20 protein-coding genes are annotated in these 23,287 nt (G+C 57.6%); 9 read left to right on the top strand and 11 right to left on the bottom strand.

The features are described from left to right. Positions 1-138: 138 nt before the first annotated feature. On the top strand, positions 139-1,716 hold the full coding sequence (locus tag B3M52_RS19765; RefSeq protein ID WP_075194642.1) for a Re/Si-specific NAD(P)(+) transhydrogenase subunit alpha: 1,578 nt from the start codon (positions 139-141) through the stop codon (positions 1,714-1,716). A gap of 12 nt (positions 1,717-1,728) precedes the next feature. Further along, entirely contained in the window at positions 1,729-3,120 is a 1,392-nt protein-coding gene (pntB, locus tag B3M52_RS19760; protein ID WP_075194641.1) for a Re/Si-specific NAD(P)(+) transhydrogenase subunit beta, read from the top strand. Here pntB and B3M52_RS19755 read toward each other — a convergent pair. The 5 genes from B3M52_RS19755 to B3M52_RS19735 form a co-directional block, all read right to left on the bottom strand. Then, on the bottom strand, positions 3,109-4,260 hold the full coding sequence (locus tag B3M52_RS19755; RefSeq protein ID WP_036211581.1) for a patatin-like phospholipase family protein: 1,152 nt from the start codon (positions 4,258-4,260) through the stop codon (positions 3,109-3,111). The two genes, pntB and B3M52_RS19755, sit on opposite strands and share 12 nt — an antisense overlap. 31 nt (positions 4,261-4,291) lie before the next feature. After that, entirely contained in the window at positions 4,292-4,834 is a 543-nt protein-coding gene (locus B3M52_RS19750; protein ID WP_075194640.1) for a hypothetical protein, read from the bottom strand. 88 nt (positions 4,835-4,922) lie between these two features. Beyond that, complete coding sequence (locus B3M52_RS19745) at positions 4,923-5,516, bottom strand: exopolysaccharide biosynthesis protein (protein ID WP_075194639.1); 594 nt, start codon at positions 5,514-5,516, stop codon at positions 4,923-4,925. A 25-nt stretch (positions 5,517-5,541) separates the two neighbouring features. Then, on the bottom strand, positions 5,542-5,853 hold the full coding sequence (gene bamE, locus B3M52_RS19740; RefSeq protein WP_041332932.1) for an outer membrane protein assembly factor BamE domain-containing protein: 312 nt from the start codon (positions 5,851-5,853) through the stop codon (positions 5,542-5,544). 129 nt (positions 5,854-5,982) lie between these two features. Then, positions 5,983-7,095 carry an NADH:flavin oxidoreductase gene (locus tag B3M52_RS19735; protein ID WP_075194638.1) on the bottom strand — a complete coding sequence of 371 codons (1,113 nt, stop codon included), beginning with the start codon at positions 7,093-7,095 and terminating at the stop codon, positions 5,983-5,985. 90 nt (positions 7,096-7,185) lie between these two features. Between B3M52_RS19735 and B3M52_RS19730 the strand changes: the two genes are divergently transcribed. Continuing rightward, on the top strand, positions 7,186-7,674 hold the full coding sequence (locus tag B3M52_RS19730) for a winged helix-turn-helix transcriptional regulator (protein ID WP_075194637.1): 489 nt from the start codon (positions 7,186-7,188) through the stop codon (positions 7,672-7,674). Positions 7,675-7,727: 53 nt separating this feature from the next. Here B3M52_RS19730 and B3M52_RS19725 read toward each other — a convergent pair whose 3' ends face one another. The 4 genes from B3M52_RS19725 to B3M52_RS19710 all read right to left on the bottom strand — a co-directional run bounded on the left by B3M52_RS19725 (position 7,728) and on the right by B3M52_RS19710 (position 15,754). Beyond that, a complete protein-coding gene (locus tag B3M52_RS19725; RefSeq protein WP_036211594.1) occupies positions 7,728-9,053 on the bottom strand; it encodes a DEAD/DEAH box helicase in 1,326 nt (441 codons plus the stop codon). A 323-nt stretch (positions 9,054-9,376) separates the two neighbouring features. Further along, positions 9,377-10,738: a DUF1329 domain-containing protein gene (locus B3M52_RS19720; RefSeq protein ID WP_075194636.1), complete on the bottom strand. Its 1,362-nt coding sequence runs from the start codon at positions 10,736-10,738 to the stop codon at positions 9,377-9,379. Between the two features lie 29 nt (positions 10,739-10,767). Continuing rightward, positions 10,768-12,657, bottom strand: a complete 1,890-nt coding sequence (locus B3M52_RS19715) for a DUF1302 domain-containing protein (RefSeq protein WP_041332926.1) — start codon at positions 12,655-12,657, stop codon at positions 10,768-10,770. A 130-nt stretch (positions 12,658-12,787) separates the two neighbouring features. Beyond that, entirely contained in the window at positions 12,788-15,754 is a 2,967-nt protein-coding gene (locus tag B3M52_RS19710; protein WP_075194635.1) for a hypothetical protein, read from the bottom strand. Positions 15,755-16,037: 283 nt separating this feature from the next. Here B3M52_RS19710 and B3M52_RS19705 point away from each other — a divergent pair, with 283 nt between their 5' ends. The 4 genes from B3M52_RS19705 (at position 16,038) to B3M52_RS19690 (ending at position 19,190) form a co-directional block, all read left to right on the top strand. Beyond that, positions 16,038-16,616: an RNA polymerase sigma factor gene (locus B3M52_RS19705; protein ID WP_075194718.1), complete on the top strand. Its 579-nt coding sequence runs from the start codon at positions 16,038-16,040 to the stop codon at positions 16,614-16,616. Between the two features lie 13 nt (positions 16,617-16,629). Continuing rightward, entirely contained in the window at positions 16,630-17,310 is a 681-nt protein-coding gene (locus B3M52_RS19700) for an anti-sigma factor family protein (RefSeq protein ID WP_075194717.1), read from the top strand. Further along, complete coding sequence (locus B3M52_RS19695; protein ID WP_075194634.1) at positions 17,307-17,771, top strand: hypothetical protein; 465 nt, start codon at positions 17,307-17,309, stop codon at positions 17,769-17,771. Before B3M52_RS19700 ends, B3M52_RS19695 begins: the two co-directional genes overlap by 4 nt. 102 nt (positions 17,772-17,873) lie before the next feature. Further along, positions 17,874-19,190, top strand: coding sequence for a tetratricopeptide repeat protein (locus B3M52_RS19690; RefSeq protein WP_075194633.1), 1,317 nt, complete (start codon positions 17,874-17,876; stop codon positions 19,188-19,190). A gap of 43 nt (positions 19,191-19,233) precedes the next feature. On the opposite strand, the gene B3M52_RS19685 is transcribed toward B3M52_RS19690, so the two are convergent. After that, on the bottom strand, positions 19,234-19,698 hold the full coding sequence (locus B3M52_RS19685; protein WP_075194632.1) for a DUF302 domain-containing protein: 465 nt from the start codon (positions 19,696-19,698) through the stop codon (positions 19,234-19,236). A gap of 147 nt (positions 19,699-19,845) precedes the next feature. Between B3M52_RS19685 and mltF the strand changes: the two genes are divergently transcribed. Both mltF and B3M52_RS19675 read left to right on the top strand, forming a co-directional pair. Then, complete coding sequence (mltF, locus tag B3M52_RS19680; protein ID WP_075194631.1) at positions 19,846-21,222, top strand: membrane-bound lytic murein transglycosylase MltF; 1,377 nt, start codon at positions 19,846-19,848, stop codon at positions 21,220-21,222. Between the two features lie 24 nt (positions 21,223-21,246). Beyond that, a complete protein-coding gene (locus B3M52_RS19675; protein ID WP_126810959.1) occupies positions 21,247-22,317 on the top strand; it encodes a transporter substrate-binding domain-containing protein in 1,071 nt (356 codons plus the stop codon). A gap of 21 nt (positions 22,318-22,338) precedes the next feature. Here B3M52_RS19675 and B3M52_RS19670 read toward each other — a convergent pair whose 3' ends face one another. Beyond that, the gene (locus B3M52_RS19670; protein WP_036211605.1) at positions 22,339-23,259 is read right to left on the bottom strand and encodes a lysophospholipid acyltransferase family protein; all 921 of its coding nucleotides are present in this window, start codon (positions 23,257-23,259) and stop codon (positions 22,339-22,341) included. Positions 23,260-23,287: the final 28 nt, after the last annotated feature.

The following is a 23,287-nucleotide window of genomic DNA, read 5'->3' as shown; positions in this document are numbered from 1 at the left end:
TATTATTTTTTTCGTTTTACCTTTCCGTTTTTTCGCTTTGTTCGTTTTTAGGAAAACCTTTGTAAATCTGTTAGCGTCTACCTATAAGTAAAAACCGAGATTTTCAGTGAATCGGTCATTCCGGAGGACGTACTTACAATGAAGATCGGTATCCCCAGGGAGATTTTCGAGGATGAACGACGGGTAGCGGCAACGCCGCCCTCGGTGCATAAGCTGATAGGCCTTGGCTATGAGGTAATGGTCGAAGCCGGTGCGGGTGAGGCCGCGAATTATACGGACGACGCCTACGAAAAAGTGGGCGCTACCATTGCGGCAGACACCAAATCGCTTTGGCAGGACGCGGATTTTATCCTCAAGGTCCGCGCGCCGATGAAAAACCCTTCGCTCAAGAAACACGAAGTGGATCTGATGAAGGAAGGGGCGTTCCTGGTCAGCTACCTGTGGCCAGCGCAGAATCCCGAGCTGCTGGAGAAGTTGGCGGCCAAAAAGATTACTTCCTTCGCCATCGATAGCCTGCCCCGCATCAGTCGTGCCCAGAAGATGGACGCCTTGAGCGCCATGGCCAATATTGCCGGCTACCGCGCGGTGATTGAGGCGGCCAATAACTTCGGGCGGTTCTTTACCGGCCAGGTGACGGCGGCTGGCAAGGTACCACCGGCGAAAATCATGGTAATCGGGGCCGGCGTCGCAGGCCTTGCCGCGATCGGCGCCGCGAACAGCATGGGCGCCATTGTGCGGGCGTTTGATACCCGTCTGGAAGTGAAAGAACAGGTTGAAAGCATGGGCGCCGAGTTCCTGGTGCTGGATTTCGACGACGAGGACGGCAGCGGTGGCGGCGGCTACGCCAAGCAGATGAGCGACGAGTTCATCAAGGCGGAGATGGCGCTGTTCGCGGAACAGGCCGAAGAGGTGGATATCATCATCACCACTGCCCTGATTCCCGGCAAGCCTGCGCCCAAGCTGATCACCGCCGATATGGTGAAATCCATGAAACCCGGCAGTGTGATTGTCGATCTGGCGTCGGAACGCGGGGGCAACTGCGAGCTGACGGAGCCCGGCAAGGTCGCTCACCATCATGGCGTAACGCTGATTGGCTACACCGATCTGCCCAGCCGTATGGCCAAGGTGGCCAGCGATCTCTATGCCACTAACCTGGTACACCTGATCACTGAACTGACACCAGAGAAAGACGGCCAGCCCCAGGTCAACATGGAAGACGATGTGATCCGTGGCCTGACGGTGGTGCGAGAGAACGACGTTACCTGGCCACCACCTCAACCGGAAGCGCCGGTCAGCCCCAAGCCGGCGCCCGGCACTGAAGAACCCACGGCTGCCGACAAGGAGGCCGCGAGGCAAGACGCCAAACGCCGCAGCCAGTTTGGCAAGGGTGCGCTGCTGCTGGTCACGGCCCTGGCGCTCTACGGGGTTGGTGCCCATGCGCCAGAAAGCTTCCTGCAGCACTTCACGGTGTTTGTCCTGTCCTGCTTTATCGGCTGGCAGGTTATCTGGAACGTGACGCCGTCCCTGCATACGCCTCTGATGAGCGTGACCAACGCCATCAGCGGCATCATTGTGATCGGTGCCATTCTCCACCTGGCCCAGGCGGAGAATCTGGCCGTTGGCATCATGGCCTTTTTCGCGGTGCTGATTGCCAGCATCAACGTGGGGGGCGGCTTCCGGGTCACCCATCGCATGCTCAAAATGTTTCGCAAGTAGGAGGCGCCCGATATGAGCACAGGATTGGTGAGCGTGGCCTACGTGGTCGCAAGTATCTGTTTTATCCTCAGCCTGGGTGGCCTTAGCCATCAGGAATCCGCCCGGCGCGGGAACCTTTATGGTGTCGCCGGCATCATCATCGCTGTTGGCGCCACCCTGGCGAGCGTGGACGGTGGTGTTATCGCGATCGTGATTGCGGTGCTGCTGGGCGCCGGTATTGGTATCCCCATCGCCAACAAGGTGGAAATGACCCAGATGCCGCAACTGGTTGCCTTGCTGCACAGTTTTGTGGGCCTGGCGGCGGTATTGGTCGGTTTCTCAGGCTATATCGAGCCCCTGGTAGCCACCACGGGTGCCGAACACACCATCAAGCTGGTGGAAGTGTTTGTCGGTATCTTTATCGGCGCCGTGACCTTCACCGGGTCGCTGGTGGCCTGCGGCAAGCTGGATGGCCGCATCGACAGCAAAGCCCTGACCCTGCCGGGCCGACACCTGATGAACCTGGTGGCCATCATTGCCTGCGTATTGCTGGGCGCCTGGTTCCTCGGTACCGACAGCATGGCGCTGGGGCTGATTTCCCTTGTCATCATGACGGTCATCGCCTCGGTGCTCGGCATTCACCTGATCATGGCCATCGGCGGCGCCGACATGCCGGTAGTGGTGTCCATGCTCAACAGCTACTCCGGTTGGGCGGCGGCCTCTATCGGGTTCATGCTGGGTAATGACCTGCTGATTGTGGTGGGTGCCCTGGTGGGCAGCAGTGGTGCCATCCTCAGCTACATCATGTGCAAGGCTATGAACCGGTCGTTTATCAGCGTCATCCTGGGCGGCTTCGGCCAGACCAGCAGCAGCTCAAGCGCCGCCGATACTGACCAGTCCGTCTATGAGTCCTCCGCGGATGATGTGTGTGAGGAACTGCGCAATGCCGATTCAGTGATCATCGTGCCGGGTTACGGCATGGCTGTGGCGCAGGCTCAGAACGGCGTCAGCGAAATGACGAAAATCCTGCGGGACCGTGGCGTCAACGTGCGTTTCGGCATTCACCCTGTGGCGGGTCGACTGCCCGGACACATGAACGTGTTGCTCGCCGAGGCCCATGTGCCCTATGACATCGTGCTGGAAATGGACGAAATCAACGACGATTTCCCAAGCACCGATGTGGTGCTGGTTATCGGTGCCAACGACACCGTAAACCCGGCCGCCGCAGAAGACCCGGGCAGCCCGATTGCCGGTATGCCGGTGCTTGAGGTGTGGAAAGCGCGCCAGGTGGTTGTCCTCAAGCGGGGCATGGCCACGGGTTATTCAGGCGTGGAAAACCCGCTGTTCTTCAAAGACAACACCCGCATGCTGTTTGGCGATGCCAAGGAAAGCATCGACAAGCTGGTTGGTGGGTTAAGGGGCTGATTCTTCAGCCCCGGATTCCTTCTCAAAAAACCGCTCAATCTGCCGGGACTGGCTCTGGCCGTCCCGGTAGCCCAGCTCAATCAAATCGCGACAGAAGCGTTTGTCGAACAGCAGGAAGCTGGCGAGATTGGCGCTGGAAAAAGGCGCGTTGTCCGAAGCACCGGTCAACCGTCGCAACACCAGCGGCATGGCGTCAATGTATTTCATGGCGATTTCGTTGATGGGCTCGGAGGGGGAAATTTCCAGAATATCCACCGGGTTCAGGTCCAGCCCGGATTCCTTCAGTTTCTTCTCGGGGATCAGTTCCAGCAACTGGTTGATCAGCCGTGAGCGATCGATGTCGTAATCCAGCGTATCCAGGAACATGCCGTTGAACACGTGGGCCAGTACCTGGGTCAGCGTTGGCATACCGGGTTTTTCCGGGCGCCTGGACGGGCACATCGCGTTGGCACTAACCCCGATCACCAGCACCTTGCGCGCACCCAGTCGCAATGCCGGACTGATGTGGGCCATCTGGCGGGTCACGCCATCACCAAAGTACTCGCGGTTGATCTTCACCGGCGCAAACAGAGTGGGAATAGCCGCAGACGCCATGATGTGGTCCACTGCCAACTCTGTGCGGGTGCCGCCACGCTGTCCGACCGACCAGCCTTGCAGCCCTTCAGCCCCTTCAAAGAAACACACATTCTGGCCAGTCGCGTAACCGCAGGCATTCAGGCCCACAGCGTCGATGTGGCCCTCCTGAATGGTTTGCCGAATGCTCTGCAGGTCGATCTCCCGCTCCAGCAATTCCCGCAGTGGCGAATTATCCAGAAAGGAAACCGGCCCGCTCTCAATGGGGCGACTGATCATCTTGCGGGCGATGGCGCTGAAGCTGCGCATCAGGCTAAAGGTATCCGCCCGGAATACCCGGTCCATGGTCAGTTCCGACCAGACTTTATCGAGATGATCAATACTGTGGCGAAACAGCCCCCGGTTACCGGCAAGGGCCATGGCATTGATCGCCCCGGCCGAGGTACCGATAATGACATTGAACGGGTGGTTCCAGTCCGGATACATGTCAGCGATAGCGCGAAGCACGCCGACCTGATACGCCGCCCGCGCGCCACCGCCGGTGAGAATGACACCGTTCTTTGTCATGAAACCATTCCGTTTTGAACAGTGCCTCGCATCAGGCCTGTTTGATCTTATGCCGACGCCGGCCGGCAAACGGATTGTTAATGCTGGAATCCTTGCCCTGCAACTTGGCCTCGGGGTGGTTCTTCGCCATCAGTTCCTTGACCTTGGGAATGTGGTCCTTCGGGGCATCCACCATGATCAGGTACTTCCCTGCCTCAATATCATGATGGAACGGCTCGATACGGTAGTTTTCACTCTGGATACCACCAAAGCCACCAATCCAGGCGCCCGCTACCACCACAAAGATAAACAGGGCTATCCAGGCCGCCGCCGGCATGTTCAGAACTTCCAGCAAGGCCAACGGTACAAGGAAGGCCAGCGCCAGCACAAAGCCGGCTATGGCGCCGCGCTCCACGTACCTGGGCAGATCCGTTCGGTCCAGGATGGACGCGGTGTGTAACTGGTGAGTGTAGAGGCCGGCCTCGTCCTTGCTGACAATGTGGAAGCGCCAGTCAGTGACGTCGTGCTCGTGAAGGTCGTCGGAGATTTCTTTTGCACTGTCAATCGAAGATACCAGATAGAATAAACGTATCATGGTGTTTCTCCTCTTTCGCCTGTGAATGAGGCGTTCTTCTACTGACAATTTAGTTCATAACCCCCGACTTTACGTAATCTGGCCTTATTCAGCTGCCGATGGTTCGCACCAACATCACCGGCCCCGCCAGCGAAACACCCCAGGCAAGCACGGCAAGGAGACCATCTTTCGAAATCATCGCAAGGCCGAATGTCATCAGCGCCACGCCAGCAATACTGGCACTGAATGGCACGAGCTCCGTCGCCGGCATCACGATCGCAATCACCATGCACGCAAGCGCCATGGCGTAGAGGCCAGGACCCTTGACGAGGAAAGTGAATCTTGGGCGTATCAGGCGGTCGATCCGCCGTGCGGCCGGGCGCAGTAAATGGAGCCCCTGTACAAGCTTCTGGCGGGGAACCTGACGCCGGAGCAACAAGCTGGGCAGCCAGAACTGGGTCCGACCCAACAGAACCTGCCCCAACGTCAGCAGTGTGAGCAGGCCCAACAGGGTCGGCATTCCCGGCACGCCACTGAGGGGCGTCACCAGAATAAGGCCAACCAGAAGCACCAGCGGCCCAAAGGTCCGGCGCCCGACTGCATCCATCATTTCACCGATGGAAACGTGAGAACGACCAGCGGCCCCTGCTTCTATACGGTCCAGTAACTGTTCGATATCCGCCGGATCACCCTGGTCATCCATTCACCAGCCTCCGGAAATCTGATCGTTACTTGGTGGTGTTGTAGACGTAGGAAGACACTGTGCCATCTTCGTTGAATCGCACCACCAGGTCCGTTGTCTCGGCGTCACCGAAAGCAGACCAGCGATACTTGCCGTAGGTCCAGGTGCGCTTGCCGTCCTCGATACCGGTGCGCCAGGGCTCACCAAACATCTCCTGGATATCGGCGCGGGTGGTATCGCCGATCTCGATCTGGTCAACGTTATGGGTGGCAAAGTCCTGGCCGACCGTGGCGCAGCCGGCCATAACCAGAGTCAACGCAAGCAGGACAATGGCTGAAAGAGAAGTTACAGACTTCATGGTGTATCCCTTTAGTTGAAAACAAGAGCATTAATCATACGGGTTTCGGCAACAGGTTAAATTACAGCCCGGACAGACACAAAAAAGCCCCGGTGTCTCGCCGGGGCCTGTTGTCAACGCCTTGTCTGATCAGTAGAGCTTTGCCAGCGACTTTTTCGCGAACGGCTCGACCTCGCCAATACGGCCGTCCTTCACTTTCACCAGCCACTCGGGGTCCTGCAGCAATGCGCGGCCAACGGCGATCAATTCGAACTCGCTGTTGTTCATGCGCTCAACCAGTTCGTCGATGCCGGACTGCTCCACCGCTTCCTTCTTACTGGCGAAAGTACCGCTGATGAAGTCCTCCGTCAGGCCCACACTGCCAACGGACATGGTCGGCTTGCCAGACAGTTTCTGGGTCCACCCTGCCAGGTTCAGGTCAGAGCCTTCGAATTCGGGCTCCCAGAAGCGGCGCGTGGAGGCGTGGAAGATATCCACACCGGCATCCACCAACGGTTTCAGAAACTGCTCCAGTTCCTCGGGTGTGTTCACCAGCTTCGCTTCGTAATCCTGCTGTTTCCATTGGGAGAAACGCAGCATGATGGGGAAGTCCGGGCCTACCCGATGGCGGACCGCTTCAACGATCTCAACCACGAAGCGCAGACGGTTCTCCATGCTGCCGCCGTATTCATCATCACGCTGGTTGGTGCCTTCCCACAGGAACTGATCCAGCAAATAACCGTGGGCGCCGTGAATCTCCACACCGTCAAAGCCCAACGCTTTGGCATCCTGAGCACCGTCGGCAAACGCCGTGATGACGTCGTCAATGTCGTCCTTGCTCATCGCCTTGCCGTTGGGTTTGCCCGGTGAAAACAGACCGGACGGGCTGTAACCGGGTACTGCTGGGTCCGGCTCGGTGCCTTCCTTGCGTACGGCACCCACGTGCCACAACTGCGGGAAAATGGCCCCGCCAGCCTCGTGGACCGCATCAACCACATCCTTCCAGCCGGCGAGAGCTGTGTCGCCATGAAAGAACGGCACATTCGGATAACCGTTGGCGCCAGGATGATTCACTGTAGTGCCTTCGGTAATCAGCAAACCAACACCGCCTTCAGCGCGACGGCGATAATAGTCCACCACATCCTGGCTCGGGGCGTTGCCCGGCGAGAAATTGCGGGTCATCGGAGCCATCGCCACGCGATTGCGCAGGGTCAGGTTGTGGAGTTCAAAGGGTTCAAACAAAGGGCCAAGATTCATGCTCATGGTAGATCGCAACCTTACTAATCTGGTTTCTTTAAGCAACCATATTGAATCTGGTTTTAAAATGCAACCCTATTAGGTACACTCCGAAACATGGCCAGAAAACGTTTTGATGACTCCAATTGCTCCGTCGCCCGCGCCCTTAACGAGGTGGGTGACTGGTGGTCTCTGCTTGTAGTGCTGCACGCGATGTATGGCACCCGCCGCTTTGTGGACTTCCAGCAAGAGCTGGGTATTGCCCGCAACATTCTCTGCGACCGGTTAGCGAGGCTGGTGGACAACGAGGTATTGAAGAAGGTGGATGTGGGCGAACACGGCTCACGATTCGAGTACCGACTGACCGAAAAAGGCCGGGACCTGTTTCCGATTGTGATCGCCCTTCGCCAGTGGGGCGACAAATGGAATCCGGCGCCAGATCAAACACCGCTGGACCTGAGGGACCGCGAAACCGGGCGTGCCATTTTACCGGTTGAAGTTCAGGATGCCGACGGCAAGCCGCTGACCGTACGCGATGTGTTTGTGCCGGAAGGCGCCGACACCGGCCTCGAGGAAAAGACACCGGACGGCAAAAAGTCAGCTTGAGCCAATACCCAAAACGGGGCCCTGGGGCCCCGTTTTCAGTGGAGTAGGCAGGACTACGCGTTTTCGCGCTGGGGTGAGCGCCTTGCCTGACCACCGTTGCCATTCTGGCTACGGCCGCCACTGCGACCACCCGGCTTACCGCCAAAACTACGGCCATTTCCGCCGGGCTTACCATTGCCACCACCGTTACCGCCGCGACCACGGGCCCGGCTGGGGTCTGCCTTGGCTTTTGGCTTCAATGGCAGGTTGTTCTGGGGCTCGAAGCCTTCAACAGACTTGCGCGGCAACTGCTTCTTGATCAGCCTCTCAATCCCGGCAAGCATCTTGCCCTCGTCAGCGCTGACCAGCGACAGTGCATGGCCGCTTTCACCGGCACGACCAGTACGGCCAATGCGGTGAACGTAGTCTTCCGGCACGTTCGGCAATTCGAAGTTCACCACCTGGGGCAGCTGTTTGATGTCCAGGCCACGGGCTGCGATGTCGGTTGCGACCAGTACACGCACTTCACCCTGTTTGAAATCAGCCAGGGCGCGGGTACGAGCACCCTGTGACTTGTTGCCATGGATCGCAGCAGCGGTAATACCGTCACGCTCCAGCTTCTGGGTCAGGCGGTTGGCACCGTGTTTGGTACGGGTGAACACCAGCACCTGCTCCCAACCATTGTCTCGCACGAGCTTGCTCAGCAAGGCGGTTTTTTGGCTCTGATCAACCGGATAGACCGACTGCTTGATGCTTTCCGCAGCAGTGTTTCGGGCTGCCACTTCCACCTGCACCGGGTTATCCAGCAGGCCTTCGGCCAGGGTGCGGATTTCATTGGAGAAGGTGGCGGAGAACAACAGGTTCTGGCGCTTGGCGGGCAACAGCGCAAGAATCTTGCGGATGTCACGGATAAAGCCCATGTCCAGCATGCGGTCGGCTTCGTCCAGCACCAGGATTTCCACTTCGTTGAAGCGAACTGCATTCTGCTGATACAGGTCCATCAGACGGCCGGGTGTGGCCACCAGCACGTCCAGGCCCTTGCGCAGCTTCATCATCTGCGGATTGATTTTTACGCCACCAAACACCACGGCGGACTTGGTCGGCATGTATCGGCTGTAAAGGGCCACACTGTCGTGTACCTGGGCCGCCAGCTCGCGGGTAGGCGCCAGGATCAGTACACGCGGGCCTTTGCCAGTGCGGGGGTTTTCCGCCAGGCGCTGCAGCAATGGCAGGGTGAACCCTGCGGTTTTACCGGTACCCGTCTGGGCAGCCGCCATCACGTCCCTGCCGGATAAAACGGCGGGAATGGCCTTGGCCTGGATGGGTGATGGGGTTTCGTAACCCTGGTCGGCAGTGGCACGGACCAGTTGCTCGGACAAACCGAGTGAAGAAAAACTCATAGTGGATCAACTCTTGATTAGTCTGCCTCCACGAACTCCGTTCTCGGCGAATGCGGGCAGATGCCATGAAGATTCATGGAATAAAAGACGACTACGGCCACACACCGTTAACGGGGTGACGTCCTCTGACAGGTCGTATGGATGGTTCGCACGGGCTTGAAGCCTTGAATTGCGGAAATCCCTAGAGGCAGGATGCTGGGCACACTAACAGAGTGATTCGGGAATAGCTATAAGGAACTTTACCGGGCAGGGATCTTTGATGTGGTCCCCCGTCGGGGATAACCCTGCCAAGCCAGGCAGGGTTATCGGTCCGCCATTAACGATTAACGCACACCGTCCCGGCGTAACGCAGCCGGCGTGTATTCACGGGAGCGACGCTCGGTACCATACTGGTAAGGCTCGTCTTCCTCGTTGGTCAGCCCCATCACCAGATAGCGCCCTGACAACAGGTCATACAGAGTTTCAAAGGCATAGGCCGGAATGTTGGCATCGTAGATCTGCATCGCGTGCGCTTCGGCAACACGCCACAGGTTGCCACGGCCGTCGTAGTGATCCACCGCTGCAATCTGCCAGGTATCCTCATCAATGTAGAAGTCCCGTTTGCCGTAGACATGCCGCTCACCATCCTTGAGTGTCGCTGTTACATGCCATACCCGGTGCAGCTCATAACGCGTGAGGCCCTGGTCGACATGGCCGGGCTTTATGATGTCGTCATAGCTCAGGCTCTCGTCGGTCAGGCGATAGGAATTGTACGGAATGTACAGCTCTTTCTTGCCCTTGAGTTCCCAGTTGTAACGGTCTGGCGCGCCATTGTAGAGGTCCAGGTTGTCAGACGTGCGCTGACCATCTGCGGCGGTACCCGGCCCATCGTAGGCCACATTGGGAGCACGGCGAACACGACGCTGCCCGGAGTTGTACAACCATGCGCGGCGGGGCTCCTTAACCTGGTTGATGGTCTCATGCACCAGCAGTACGTTACCCGCGAGGCGAGACGGAGCGGTGATGGCCTGCTTGAAATAGAACATCACATTGGGATCTTCGCTTGGATCGAAATCCTCCAGCGCCACCCGCTCGGTAAACGATTCGGTGAACCTGACCGGGCTGAAATCGCCGTTTGGCTGTGGTGTTACCTGTGCCACATTGCGGGTAAAGGAACCGCCGCGGTAGCGGGTGATATGGTTGAAAATCACCTCAAGGCCATTTTGGGGGATCGGAAACGGGGTCGCTGTTTTGTAGTTCTTGAGACCGTTCCCGCTTTCCACCAACTCCACTTCGGTGGCATTGGCTTTGGTTTTCTCCAGCACGTCGGCAGGATAGGTCGCCGTTCTCCGGGTCTGGTAGATCGGCATAAAATAGTCGTCGTACGTCCTGATCATCGCAATCTGGCCGGGCGTCAGGTTGTCCGCGTACTGGTCAACGTTGCTCTGATCGATACGAAACAGCTCTTTGTCTTTGGGAAACGGGTCCACGTATCGGCCGTCGCCCTGGTACGCACCCGGTGCCTGAAGCAGCCCCCCGTCCCAGGCAGGAATTTCATCGCCATTACCGGACTTCTCGGCGCCCATTGGCGTGAGCGTATCTCCCAGTTTGGCAGCCTCCTGAGCCGACACCGCTGCGCCGGCTGACGCGGAATACAGCATCGAGCACGCTAATGCACTGTAAAGCAGGTTTTTTCGGTTAATCATGGATTACTCCTCGGTTTTCAGACAATGGTTCAAAATGAATAGGACACTGAGGCCGACACGAAATCCCGGTCATTGATGACGTTGTAATCACCCCCGAAATAGTTGGTGTAGCTCAGATTGGCTTTGTAGGCGTTTTGATAGGTGGCTTCGACGGCCAGGCCCAGTGACTTGTTGCCTTCCTGGAAGTTGCCACCAGGATCTGGTGCGTAGCCCTTCACGTCGTGAGAGAAAAAGAGCCGGGGGCGCAAGTTGACGCCAGCGACGGCATCCGGATAGTCCCAGACAAACAGCGTGCGATAGCCCCAGGAGAAGGACGTGGTAAACCCACCACCTCCACAGTTGCTGGGGTTGATGTTCAAACGCGGGTCACTGTCTGTGCCCTGGCTGCAGTAGTCACCGGTAAAGTTGTCACCCTCCAGCGGCACCGGCCCCACACCGTAGATGCCCGATCGCCCGTAGCGGGCTTCCGAGGTGCTGGGCAGATCGTGGATATAGGTGGCACCAACCTCACCAACAATGATGAAACGGGCGGCGCCCATTACCCGGTCAATGAAGTGAATGAATGTGGCCTGGGCCTGGGAAACGTTGTAACGGTCGTAGCCATCAACAGCCTTACCGGCATAGTTGAAATTGGGATCCTTCTCACGCTGGCGTTGCTCCAGCTTACTCACTACCTGTCCATCCGGACCACGCTGTTGCAAGCCTCCGTAGATCAGCTCAAACGTGTTCCACTGGATGGGAAGGTTTGGCCGGAAGCTGTATTCCGCCCCCAGCGAAGTGCCCGTTGGCAGTGTGGTGTTGATACTGATGCCATAGAGATCAATGTCTTCCGGATACTCGATGAAATAGCTGGGAAACCTGGAGTTGGGCAGGTTGGGGTCGCTTTTCTGGTTTGCCGATGGGTCCGAGGGATTGTTGACCACACCACTGATGTACGGAAGACGGCTGTGATAACGGGTGTAGTAGAACCCCAGCTCGGCCCCCAGGTCGGTCAGATACCAACGCAACGCGGCACCGAACTGATCCTTGTCCCCGGGCTCGCGATCGCCCAGGCGCGGAGACACGAATCCCTCTTCCAGCGCCTGGGAGTCCGGCACCTGGCCCGCCAGTAATACCGGGCCACAGCCATCGGCCGCCACGTCGGCGGAGGAAAAATAGGTACCACAGTCGTCAATCCTGAAGCTTTCCCAGTCGGTCTGAACAAACGCCTCCATGGTGATTTCAGGCGTCAGGCCAACCGACGTATACAACATCTCCACCGGTAACAATACGTCTTTCAGCTCCGCGCCGGGAGCACGAAACGCGGGAACGTCGATCGGATTGACCGCGTTGATACCGCCCAGGATGAACGTGCTTTCGCCCCAGTTCACCACCTGACGGCCGTAACGGATCGACACCGGCGTATCGCCGAAGTACCAGTCCGTAAACACGTAGGCGTCGAGAAGATCCACACCGGAGGCGTTATCTTTGGCCTCATCATTCAATTCACGTCGCTGGCCGACCGGGTCCTTGGCGCGACGGTTATCCTTCAGTTCGTGATCGTAATAATAAGTGCCTCGCACCAGCGCCCCGACCCGCGTCAGCGTGTCACTGTCGGGGGTGTAGTCCAGGAACAGTTCACTACGGCCACGCAGGATCTGGGAATATGGCTCGTTCTTTTCAAAGTTCAGGTTGCCGTCGTCGAAGTTGTTGGACGAGGCGCCCGTGTTACTGAATGCGAATTCCGGGCCCAGGTTGCCCTGGGAGATCAGATCTTTGTCCTGATCTTCCAACCGATAGGCAATCCCTGCCGTCAGGGTCGTTGAGAGCGAGGCGTCGATCTCGTAGATGTCGAAATCGAATGCCATCGCCGGGGCTGTGGATACGATTGCGCCGATAGCCAGCGCCAGGCGTTTACGGTCTCGGTTTTTTGTTGTCATTGGTCTGTAGCTCCAGTTTTTCAGGCAAAGCTTCCCCATTGATGGAGAGAATCGCCATCGACATACACGTGTTTATCGGGAACGGGCGCTCCGGGATCTCCGAAGCGCTGGTTGTCTGGCCGTTGGGTTTCTAGATCAGGCCGCCACCAATCAGGCCACCATCACCCCCACCATCTCCGCCGCCGTCCGGCTCACTGCCTGGATCGGTGTTGCCCTCGGCGGAGCAGTCCGTACCTGAGGTATCGGCATCCTTTACGACACAGGGGTTGCTGACAGAAACGGTGCCATCACTGAACAGCTCCAGCATCTGCGCGATCATCTCGTCGAAAACCCCACGTGAAGAAAAGGCATCCGCCGCTTTCTGACCGGCAGACACGGGGTTGCCATGTGACCCTTCCAGATAGCGGGTTATAGCTGGGAGGCCACTTGCCAGCGGCGTTGACTCAGCGCCCATACCCGCAGCCAGGGGATCCGTACCCGCCAGAGGTGCGCGCTCACTACTGATCACAAATCCGGTTTCCGGAACCGTGGTTTCAAGGGGCCCCATGGCGTAAAGCTGATCATCCGCGGCATTGGGAATCGTGTCGTCAGTTGGGCGCTCAGGGTCATCATCAACACCAACGATTTCAGTCAGCAACGTGTTGGTGTTCTGATAAAAGCCGGCATAGGCGACAGGGTCTGCCGAATCCAGCTGCGACTGGAACACATTGAAGTAGATGTTGAGTTCCGTACGTCCCTGCGCCAGCACGCCGTCAGAGGCGGCGTCCAGCACGGGAAGAAGCTGTGGTGCCAGTGACTGCGAGTTTTCGAACAGACGTGTGAACTGACCGCCGGTGTTCAGCAGATTCGAGGCCAGAACCGGGCTGAGATTGGAGTTGCCCGCAGCACTCGCTGCATTGTTAACCGGTGGGAAGGCCGCGCCACCCATACCACTGAGCGAATGGCTCATGAAATAGACCCGGCTCGGATCAATGCTCAGGCCCTGGGCACAATCGCCGGCGGCCTGACACGCGTTGATGGCGTCCTCGATCGCCTGCAACGAGGCGTTCACGTTAAGCAGGTCGAGGGTGCCCTGGCGCATGTTGTCACGGGTGTTGGCGTAGTTAGTGAAATTCAGGTACAGACTTCCCGATTCGGGCTCCTGCAGTTCACCCGCCGGTACCGGATTAAGATCCGCGTCAGCGGCGAAGCCAAAGTGACGCTCGACGGCGTCCGCCGAAGCACCATCCTGAGTGGTGATGGGATTAAGACCAACCACGCCCTCTCCGAAAATACCGTGCAGCGGCTGATCGATACCGATGGTGACGAAGCAGTCAAAGGTATTGCCAGGGTCTGCGCAGGACAACCCAGCGGCTGTCGCCAGAGGGAGGATCGCCGAACGGTCGGTGGTCACGGCATGCTGATAGATGATCACCGGAAAACCATTTGCCGGGGTCTGCGGGGCAATCAAGGCCTGGTTGGTGTCGGGCGCGGCAACCACAATGGGGACCGTTGTTTCACCGGACTTTTCAACAAACGGGAAACGGTAGGTCACCCGATCGGAGGGCGCCTGGTCGAGTGACTCCTCGGCGCTGAAGTCCGCCGGGAGCCAACTGGCCGAGCGTACAGCTGAACCATCCGTCGCCTCCGGCACGCCCTGAAAATACGGCAGGGTAATCTCGCCCTCATAGACATGGATATTAAGAGGAGTGCCCTGAACTTCCTGAGCCAACGCCGGATTTATCTCACCACCGTCGCGCTGGTTGAACATTCTTACTGTTCGCGGCTTCGGGGCATCAATAAGGTTGTCAGCGGCGGTTGCAAGCGCCTGCGCTTCACCCTCGTTGTCGGCGACAGTATCGACGGCCATCGCTGTTGCGGCCTGCAAAGCATAGGCGACCCTGCGGTCCGCCTGATCATTGCTGACAAGGTCCTGATATTGAACGACCATGCCAGCGTCCCGGGCATCACTGAGCAGGCCGGCGAGCTCGGCGTCGTAGAGGCGGAAATCTGTGTCCGTCAGCGTTGCATGGATTTCATCGTTGATGTTCTGCTGTTCCGCCGTCGCGGCCCCCTCCAGCGGCTGTTGAGTCAGGTTGTAGAATCCGGAGATCAACTGCTGGAGCCCTTCCTGTCGGGCAGCAATACCCAGGCTGTTGCGGAAGAACGTCACCGGGGCTGTATTTGCCAGCAGCACGTCGTCTACCGCCGTTGTGGTGATCGTTGTGGAAAACACAACGTCATCGAACGTCTTTGGGAATCCAGCGATGGAAAACGCCTGCTTGAACTCAAAATAGTCGGAAGCGAGTCGGCGGGCAGGTAACAACGCCTCGCGGAATGGCTCGAACGCAACATTGGAAAGCACCGCTTCCGGGTCCGCCACCGACTGGTAGGTCGGAGCGCCAACGAGCGGGTCGCCGTTGGTGTCTACAATGTCGTCGGTGATGGCCAGGGCGTACCGGGTTTTCTCAGCCAGTGGCTTGACCGGCAGAATCCGGATCATATTGTTCTGGCCACCATCGATATCCAGCAGCTCAACCCGAAGTCTGTCCTCAACCAGGGCATCGAAAATCGCATCGGCTTCGGCGGTATTACCGCTTTCCTCAAGTGCCAGTGCCCGCCGGTACTGAATCGCCGATGAAATTCCGGCGACCTCTCCGGAGGTTTGACGGAGGCTATCGCCACCGGCATATTCCAGGGGAATCAGGAACACATTCTGATCCGGGTTGGGGACAACTTCGCCCTCCACGGAGATAAAGTCACGTGCATCAAGGGTCTGCTGGCTGTCCAGGCTGCCACTGATCTTGATATCAATGGGTGCCAGCACTGAATTTCCATCGAGAAATCCAATGCCCGTGGTCACTGGGTTGGCAGGATCGCTGCCGTTCAGCATGGTGCCGTCGTCAACCTCACTGAGATAGAAAAGGGAATCGCTTGGAATCGGGAATTGGGTGGTCAACGGGTCAAATAATGGGTGAGTTCCCCGCTCCACGGCCGGATTGGTAATGTCGTAGTCTGGGTCCGCATTCTTTGTAGTCTGGCTGCTGCTTTCAAAACAACCCGTCAGGCTGACCGACAAAATGACCATCGACATCAGTCGCGTTTGGCGCATGAACATACTTGTTTACCTCTGTACGTTTTTTTGTAGTTCGAGACTCGTCCTGTGTCTTTCGGCCTAACACGGAAGTCTAATTGCGGTGGTTCCAAAAAAATTTTCCCGAATAGACGAGAATTCGCAAAAGGAAGGGCTAACTGGTTCTTGTAGCGAGAAATTTGTCTCGAACAAAAGGCAATAATGATGGTATGTTCAGAATCTGACATCCGAACACCTACAAGAATGGCCTGAGGACGGGGCACCCGCCAAACCGTGCCAACCACAGACCGAGGGAATCAGATTGGCTTTGCTCCCATTTCGTTCGTCGTCGTCAAAGCGATTTGACCGGCTGATTCTGCCTTACATGAAAGGCATGTATATTTTCGCCTACCGCCTGACTGGCCAGAAACAGGACGCAGAGGATCTGGTGCAGGATGTCGTGGTCAAGATGTACCCCCGGCTGGACGAACTGGAAAACGTGCAGCAACCCCAGCCATGGCTCAACCGTGTGTTGTACCGGCACTTTGTTGACCTCACCCGAAAACAATCCAGCCAAAGAGAAATCAGCGTCAGTACACTGGTCGCTGCGGAGAGCCAGACCGCCTTCATAGAATCCCTCGGCGAGGCAAGCCCGGATGCGTCCGCCGGTATCGACCAAACGCGCATTGGCGAAACCGTCAAGCGGTTACTGAATACCCTGCCACCAGACCAACGAACCCTGTTATTGCTTCACGACGCGGATGGCTGGCGCCAGGAGGACATTGCAACGGTTCTGGATGTGCCTGTCGGTACGATAAAATCACGCCTGCATCGCAGCAGAGCGTTTATGCGGGAACGGTTGAAAAAACAAATGGAACCTTTCGAAAAGCAACAACGTGAAGGGTGAAGAGGTGAATGCCATGACGTGTCGTCAGTTCCATCAGGAGGTCGACAGCCTGGTTCGCGGCGATCTTCCGCTGCATGAACAGGAAGCCCTCCAAGCTCACGCATCGACGTGTGCCAGTTGCTCAGAACTTTGGGAGGATGAACAACGCCTGCAAAAAGGCATCATGGCCCAGACCGTTCCAGAGCCCAACGACGATTTCGAATCCCGCGTTCGTGCAATGGCACTCGCTGGCGAGACACCTCGGAATTCCACGTTACGCAAAACGTCACTCTGGGCTTCATCAATTGCCGCCGTGCTGGCACTCGGTATCTTCATCGGTATGCAGGTCGGCCCGGCAGATACGGGATTGCCCGAAGACATCGCAGATGCTCCCGGGCAGACAGCAACAGAAACCGTTGCTGAACCCGAAAGTGGAGCGGAACTGAAAACCGTCAGGCTGGCGTTCAATTCCCGCAAGGCGATGGACAACGTCACCCTGACCCTGGAACTACCGCCCAACGCAGAACTGGCACCCTTCCCGGGGCGCCAGACCATCAGCTGGACGGTGGATCTCAAGCAAGGCGATAACGTATTGGCGTTGCCCATCAACGTACTGTTCCCTGGTTCCGGCAAACTGGTTGCGCACCTAGACGATGGAACCCGGCGCAAAACGTTCAGCACCGCCATTCCAGGAAACACGGAGCCTTCATCATGAAAAGACATATCCATATACGCTGGCTTGCTCCGGCCATGCTCGGCCTTCTGCTTGCTACACCGGCTCTGTCCTGGGCTCAGGACGATCTTGATGTGACCATGAGAATGGTCGCGGACGATCAGGAGCTGGACGATTCCTTTGTGCAACAACTTGAGCTTCCGGAGTCCGTGGACGCGCCCGCCGGCGCAAACGGGTTCGGTGATATGCAGACGGATTCCGGCGACTTCGCTTCCGATACCCGGGAAGACATGCTGGATATCGAGAGCACTCTCTCCGAACAGTCACGGGAGTCTCGTGACGCGCTCGGCATCGAACTGCCTGGCGAGATCATCCAAGACGAACCAGAACTGGACCTGCCGGGCATCGAAGACCCTGGACTGGACCTGCCAGGCACCGGCGATACCGATCTGGACCTGTTAAACGACAGTGGCCTGAATCTGGAGGAAACCGGACAGCAGTAGATTAGATACAGACGTCACACCTGATCCCTTCAGGACTGGCGCTCGCCCGTCCAATGGCTGTTATACTCTGAGTCCGAGTTCAGACTATTCCGGAGAGAGTATTTGCGCCGTCTTCTGACCATCGCACTGGTGTTGTGTCTCGCGCTGTCAACCGCCCATGCTCAGGAGCATACGACCGAGGCTAAGACGCTCTTCCGTGAGGGTATCCAGGCGTTTAACGCCGGTGACCTGGATGAAGCTCGCCGCTTACTTGAGTCCGCCGTCTCGAAGGGGTTGAGCTCCCGCTCACTCAATTACAACCTGGGCGTTGTCTATTACAAACTCGGGCTTTACGAGGAGGCGGAGCAAACCTTCCGGACCCTTATCCCCACCCGTCAGAAAGCGCTTGCCTACTACAACATCGGGTTGACCGCCCTGGCCCGTGAAAATCAGAACGCCGCAACACAAGCGTTCCAGAACGTGCTTGCGTCCGATCCTGACGACAACCTGATATCGCTCGCCACCCGTCAACTTGAACGCCTCGATCCAACGATGCATGCTGCCTCACCCAGAAAACGTTGGGCTGGCCTGGTTTCCATCGGGGGTGGCTATGAAGACAACGTTGCGCTGTTCCCGGATACCGCCCCCCGAAAGCTCGACAGCGGCTTTGTGGAAACTCTGGCGGCTGCCTCCTATTACCTCTATGGCGACTCTTCGGCGGGACTGCGTTCGGACATCAAGTTCTATTCGCGTCAGTACCCTTCCGAGCACACGTTTGACCTGCAGGTGATTCAGGCGGGTGCAAAATGGGTTCAGAGAACCGCACCGGGAGTGATCAGCGTAGGCCTTGGCGGCGACTATATATGGAGGGATCGGCGATCAAGGGAACGTCGCGCTCGCCTGATGGCCGGCATAACCACCCTCGACTGCCCAGGCCCCGGCGCGCGATGCCTGGTTAGAGCAGAGGCCACCCAGATTTTTCCGTTACCTGGATTCGATGCCTATCGGGGCCAGATGTACCGGCTTGATGCCCATTACCGTCTCCGGCCCGGGAACTGGACAGCGGAACTCAAATACCGGGCTGACTACAATGACCGGGACAATCTGGATACCGGAGAGGAGTTCTTCAGTGTGTCGCCCGAGCGACATGGCCTTGATGCAGGCATTGAGTACGACCTGACTGACCAACTGAGTGTTGAAGCCGGGGCGGGCTTTCGCTTCAGTTACTATCGTACGCCACACCAACTGATTGTTCCCGAGGGCCGACAAACGATACGTCGTGAAGACAAGCGTCATACACTGTCCGTTGGCACCACGTATCGTTTCTCTCGTCGAACATCTCTCAGTCTGGATCTGGACCGTACCGACAACAACAGCAATATCGATCGCTACAGCTACGATAGCCACACCGTCACCGCCAGCCTGGCCGTCGGATTCTGACACCAACCCACGTGCGCACGTGACTGCCGGGCATCAGTAAACGTTATTCCGTTGCCGCTTTTGCGAAACCGGCCAGTGCTCCCTCTATCTTTTTGATGACCTGATCACAGCCTTCAATATCGTGACGCTGTTTCAGATACTCCGGGTCATTATAGCCTAACCAGACCGTTCCCTCACTGTCTTCCCAGATCAGCGCTTTCTGCGGCAAATCAATGGCTACACTCTGGGCACATTGCATCAGGGGTGTCCCCACCTTCGGGTTGCCAAAAATCACTACCTCGGTTGGGCGTAGTTCCAGCCCCGCCTTGCTGGCCCCCTCAGTGTGGTTAATGCGGTTCATCACCGTCATACCCTTGCTCTTAAGGGTCGAGACCAACTTGTCTGCCGTCATCGCAACGCTGTGATTGCTTTGCGTCGTCACCATTCCATCGGCCCCATCGGCACCGACCGCAGCCAGTGGCAGACTCAGCAGGGCTGCAAGAATCGGGATCCTGGTCCAGACTTTCATTACGCATCTCCTTGGAGTATCGAACCTCTCCAGCATAGGCCAGTTAACCCCGGCCTGCACAGGCCACGCAAAATCAAAGTGATACGCTTCCACACTGAGTACGTAGAAACCCGTATAATTTCATAAATCCAAAATAACGAGGTCTTAATGACTCATGCGCTGAAGGGAGCCGTGCTTCCACTTATTGTTATAATGGCTGGCTGTAGCCAGGGTGAATCTGAATCCGCATCCATCAGTAAAACGGCCGAACAACTCGCGCCGCCGCAAGAAACCGGCGTACTGGAAGTGGCGACTCGCAACGGCGCCACCACCTACTATCTCGACCGCCACCAGAACCCCATTGGCCCAGAGTTCAGCCTGGTTTCACGTTTCGCCGAGAGCAAAGGCTGGACCGTCAACTGGACCATGCACGATTCAACCGCTGAGGTTCTGCAGGCACTGGAAGCCGGCAACACGCATCTGGCGGCCGCCGGGCTGACCCACCTGCCATCACGTACAGAACGGTTCACACGCGGGCCCGCCCACACCGAAATCACCGAGCAACTGGTGTGTCATCGTGACATGCGGCCCATGCCCAGGAAACCGGAAAGCATGCCTGAGGTCAGCATTGCGGTCACCGCCGATTCCAGCTACGTAGAAACTCTGAACAAGCTCGCCAGCGAACACGAAGGTATCACGTTCACCGAAGATGACAGCAGAACGACCGAAGTTCTGCTTTCTGAAGTCGCTGAGCAGGACATCGACTGCACCGTCGCTGACTCCAACATCGTTCAGGTCATGCGCCGCCACTTCCCCCACCTGGAAGTGGCCATGAACCTCACCCAGGGCAATAACCTGGGCTGGTACCTACCAGCCGGTTCCGACGATCTGGCGGGAACCACCCGGGAATGGATGAACAGCACCGACGGTGACGAAGCCATCGGCTATATCGAGAGCCGCTATTACGCGTACATCGGCGAATTCGATTTCGTCGACCTGCGCGCCCTCAACCGCCGGATAGATGAGCGACTTCCCGACTTTATTGATCGCTTCGCCGAAGCAGAAACCACAACCGGCATGCCGGCTGACTTGCTGGCGGCGCTATCCTATCAGGAGTCCCACTGGGACCCGGCTGCCGTATCACCCACCGGCGTTCGCGGCATTATGATGCTGACCCGGAACACCGCCGAATCCCTTGGCGTAATGGACCGTCTGGACCCCGTGGCGGCCATTGATGGCGGTGCCCGCTACCTGGCGGATCGCCATCGCCGGTTACCCGAAACCATTCCCGAGCCAGACCGCACCTTCCTTGCCCTGGCCAGTTACAACATTGGCCGTGGTCACCTGTTGGATGCCCGCCAGCTTGCGCGCGAACTGGGCAAAAACCCCGACTCCTGGGACGATATGAAAGAAGTCCTGCCGCTGAAAGCTGACAAGCGCTATTACCCGAGTACCCGCTACGGCTACGCCCCTGGCTACGAACCGGTACACTATGTACAGCGCATCCGGAACTACCGTGATGTGATCAGCTCAGCGTTTGACTAACTTCCTGACAACACGGACTTACCCATGAAACGATGGATCTCACGGCTTGCCCTGCCCCTCCTGCTGCTGCTGTTTACCAGTCAGGCGGCGGGACAACCGGAGCCGATCAAAGTCGGCATCACCACTGTCCCGCCCTTTGTCATGGAAACCGACAGCGGCGAGTGGGAAGGCATCAGTATCGATCTGTGGCGCCAGGTTGTCGAAGGCCTGGACCGGGAATACACATTCGTTCCTCTCTCCTTCAGTGATCTACTGACGCAGGTCGAAAGCGGACAAGTCGACGTGGCGGTGGGAGCTCTCACCATGACCGCCGAACGGGAAGCGGCATTCGACTTCACCCACCCCTTCTACCAGACAGGCCTGTCCATCGCCGTACCTCCGGCGCCGGAGCAGGGGCTGCTCGCCAGCCTTCGCGCGCTGATCAGTTGGCAATTTATGAGCGTGGTTATCGCCCTGGGTGGCTTGCTTCTGGCTGTGGGATTTGTGCTTTGGCTGTTTGAGCGTCGGCGCAATCCGGAGCAGTTTGGTGGCACCGCGGTACAGGGAATAGGAGCGAGCTTCTGGTGGGCGGCTGTGACAATGACCACTGTTGGTTATGGTGACAAGGCTCCGGTGTCGCTGGCGGGCCGAATGGTTGCGTTAGTGTGGATGTTTGCCGGGTTGATCATGGTGGCGAGTTTTACCGCAGCGATTACCTCATCGCTCACCGTCAGCAACCTGCAATATCAGATTCAGGGCCCCGACGACCTCAACCGCGCCAACGTAGCCACCATCGCTAACACCGCCAGCGAGCAGTATCTGCAAGATCAGCGCATTCGGCACCAACTCTATCCAGACCTGACCAGCGCCATGCTCTCAGTCGCCAATGGTGAAACCGATGCCGTGGTCTACGACAGGGCCCTGCTGCAATACCGCAACCTGCAACTGGGGGACAAGAGGTTGACCCTGCTGCCCGGTATTTTCCAGCAGCAACTCTATGGGTTGGCCCTGCCGTCAGAAAGTCCATTGCGTGGGCCGGTGTCCGAGCAGATTCTTGAGGTCACGGAATCATCAGGCTGGAAGGACATTGTCCGGCGCTACCTGGGCCGCGAGTAATCCTGAAAACAGCCCGAGGCATCAATAGACCTTGGCACACCCCTCGGGCCGGGTTTTGAAGCGCTTGTGCAGCCATAGGTACTGGTCTGGCTGTTCACGAACGGTGTCTTCGATGTAACGACTCCAGGTTTCCGTATCGCTCTGTTTGCAGACACCAAATCCCTCCTGGATTGGCGAGAATATCACCCGGTAACGACCATCAGGCATCCGCAGATGGCTCACACAGATGACTGAGGCACCGGACACTCGAGCAATGTAGCTGGGTGAGGTAATACACCCGGCCTCGGTGCCAAAAAACGGCACAAACAGCTCGGTTTTCTTGCCAAAGTCCTGATCGCAGGCAAACCAGACTTCCCCGCCTTTTTTGAGGAACGACACCAACGGCCTCAACTCACGCTTGGTGAACGGGCGGATACCGAAGTGACGCCGGCGACCGTTTTCAATCATCCGGTCAATCACCGGATTATTGTTGGGGCGGTACATATACCCCGGTTTCTTCAGGTGACAGGCAATCAGCGGAAGCGCAAAGTCGAAAATACTGTAGTGCCCGCCGATTAACAGCACACCTTTACCTCTGGCCTGGGCTTCTCGCAGGTGCTCCAGCCCCTGAACCTCGGCGCCCTCGCAAAAACCCGACATATCCCGCCACCAGGCGTGAATACTTTCCAGGAAACCACGGGTACAGGCCACAAAGTTATCCCGCACCAATCGCTCACGAGCGGCGTCATCAAGCTCCGGAAAACAGGTCGCAATATTGGTATTGGCCACCTTGGCCCGTGACGTCAGCTTGCCTTCCAGAAAACAGCCCAGCCGCCGGCCAAAACGCTGTTTGGCCGACATTGGCAGCAGGGCAAGCAGATAAAGCGTGAAGACCAGAAGCCACGAAGGCCAGAGAACCGGATGCCACAACGGCATATTCTTCTTATTCTTACGGCCGGACATACATCATTGCCTGTTCAAAAACGGGCAA

Origin of the sequence: Marinobacter sp. UBA2688 (genome assembly GCF_002352785.1) — a bacterium.
GTDB classification, from domain to species: Bacteria; Pseudomonadota; Gammaproteobacteria; order Pseudomonadales; family Oleiphilaceae; genus Marinobacter; species Marinobacter salarius.
The sequence above is the reverse complement of the archived record's forward strand: the minus strand, read 5'-3'. Positions and strand labels throughout refer to the sequence as shown.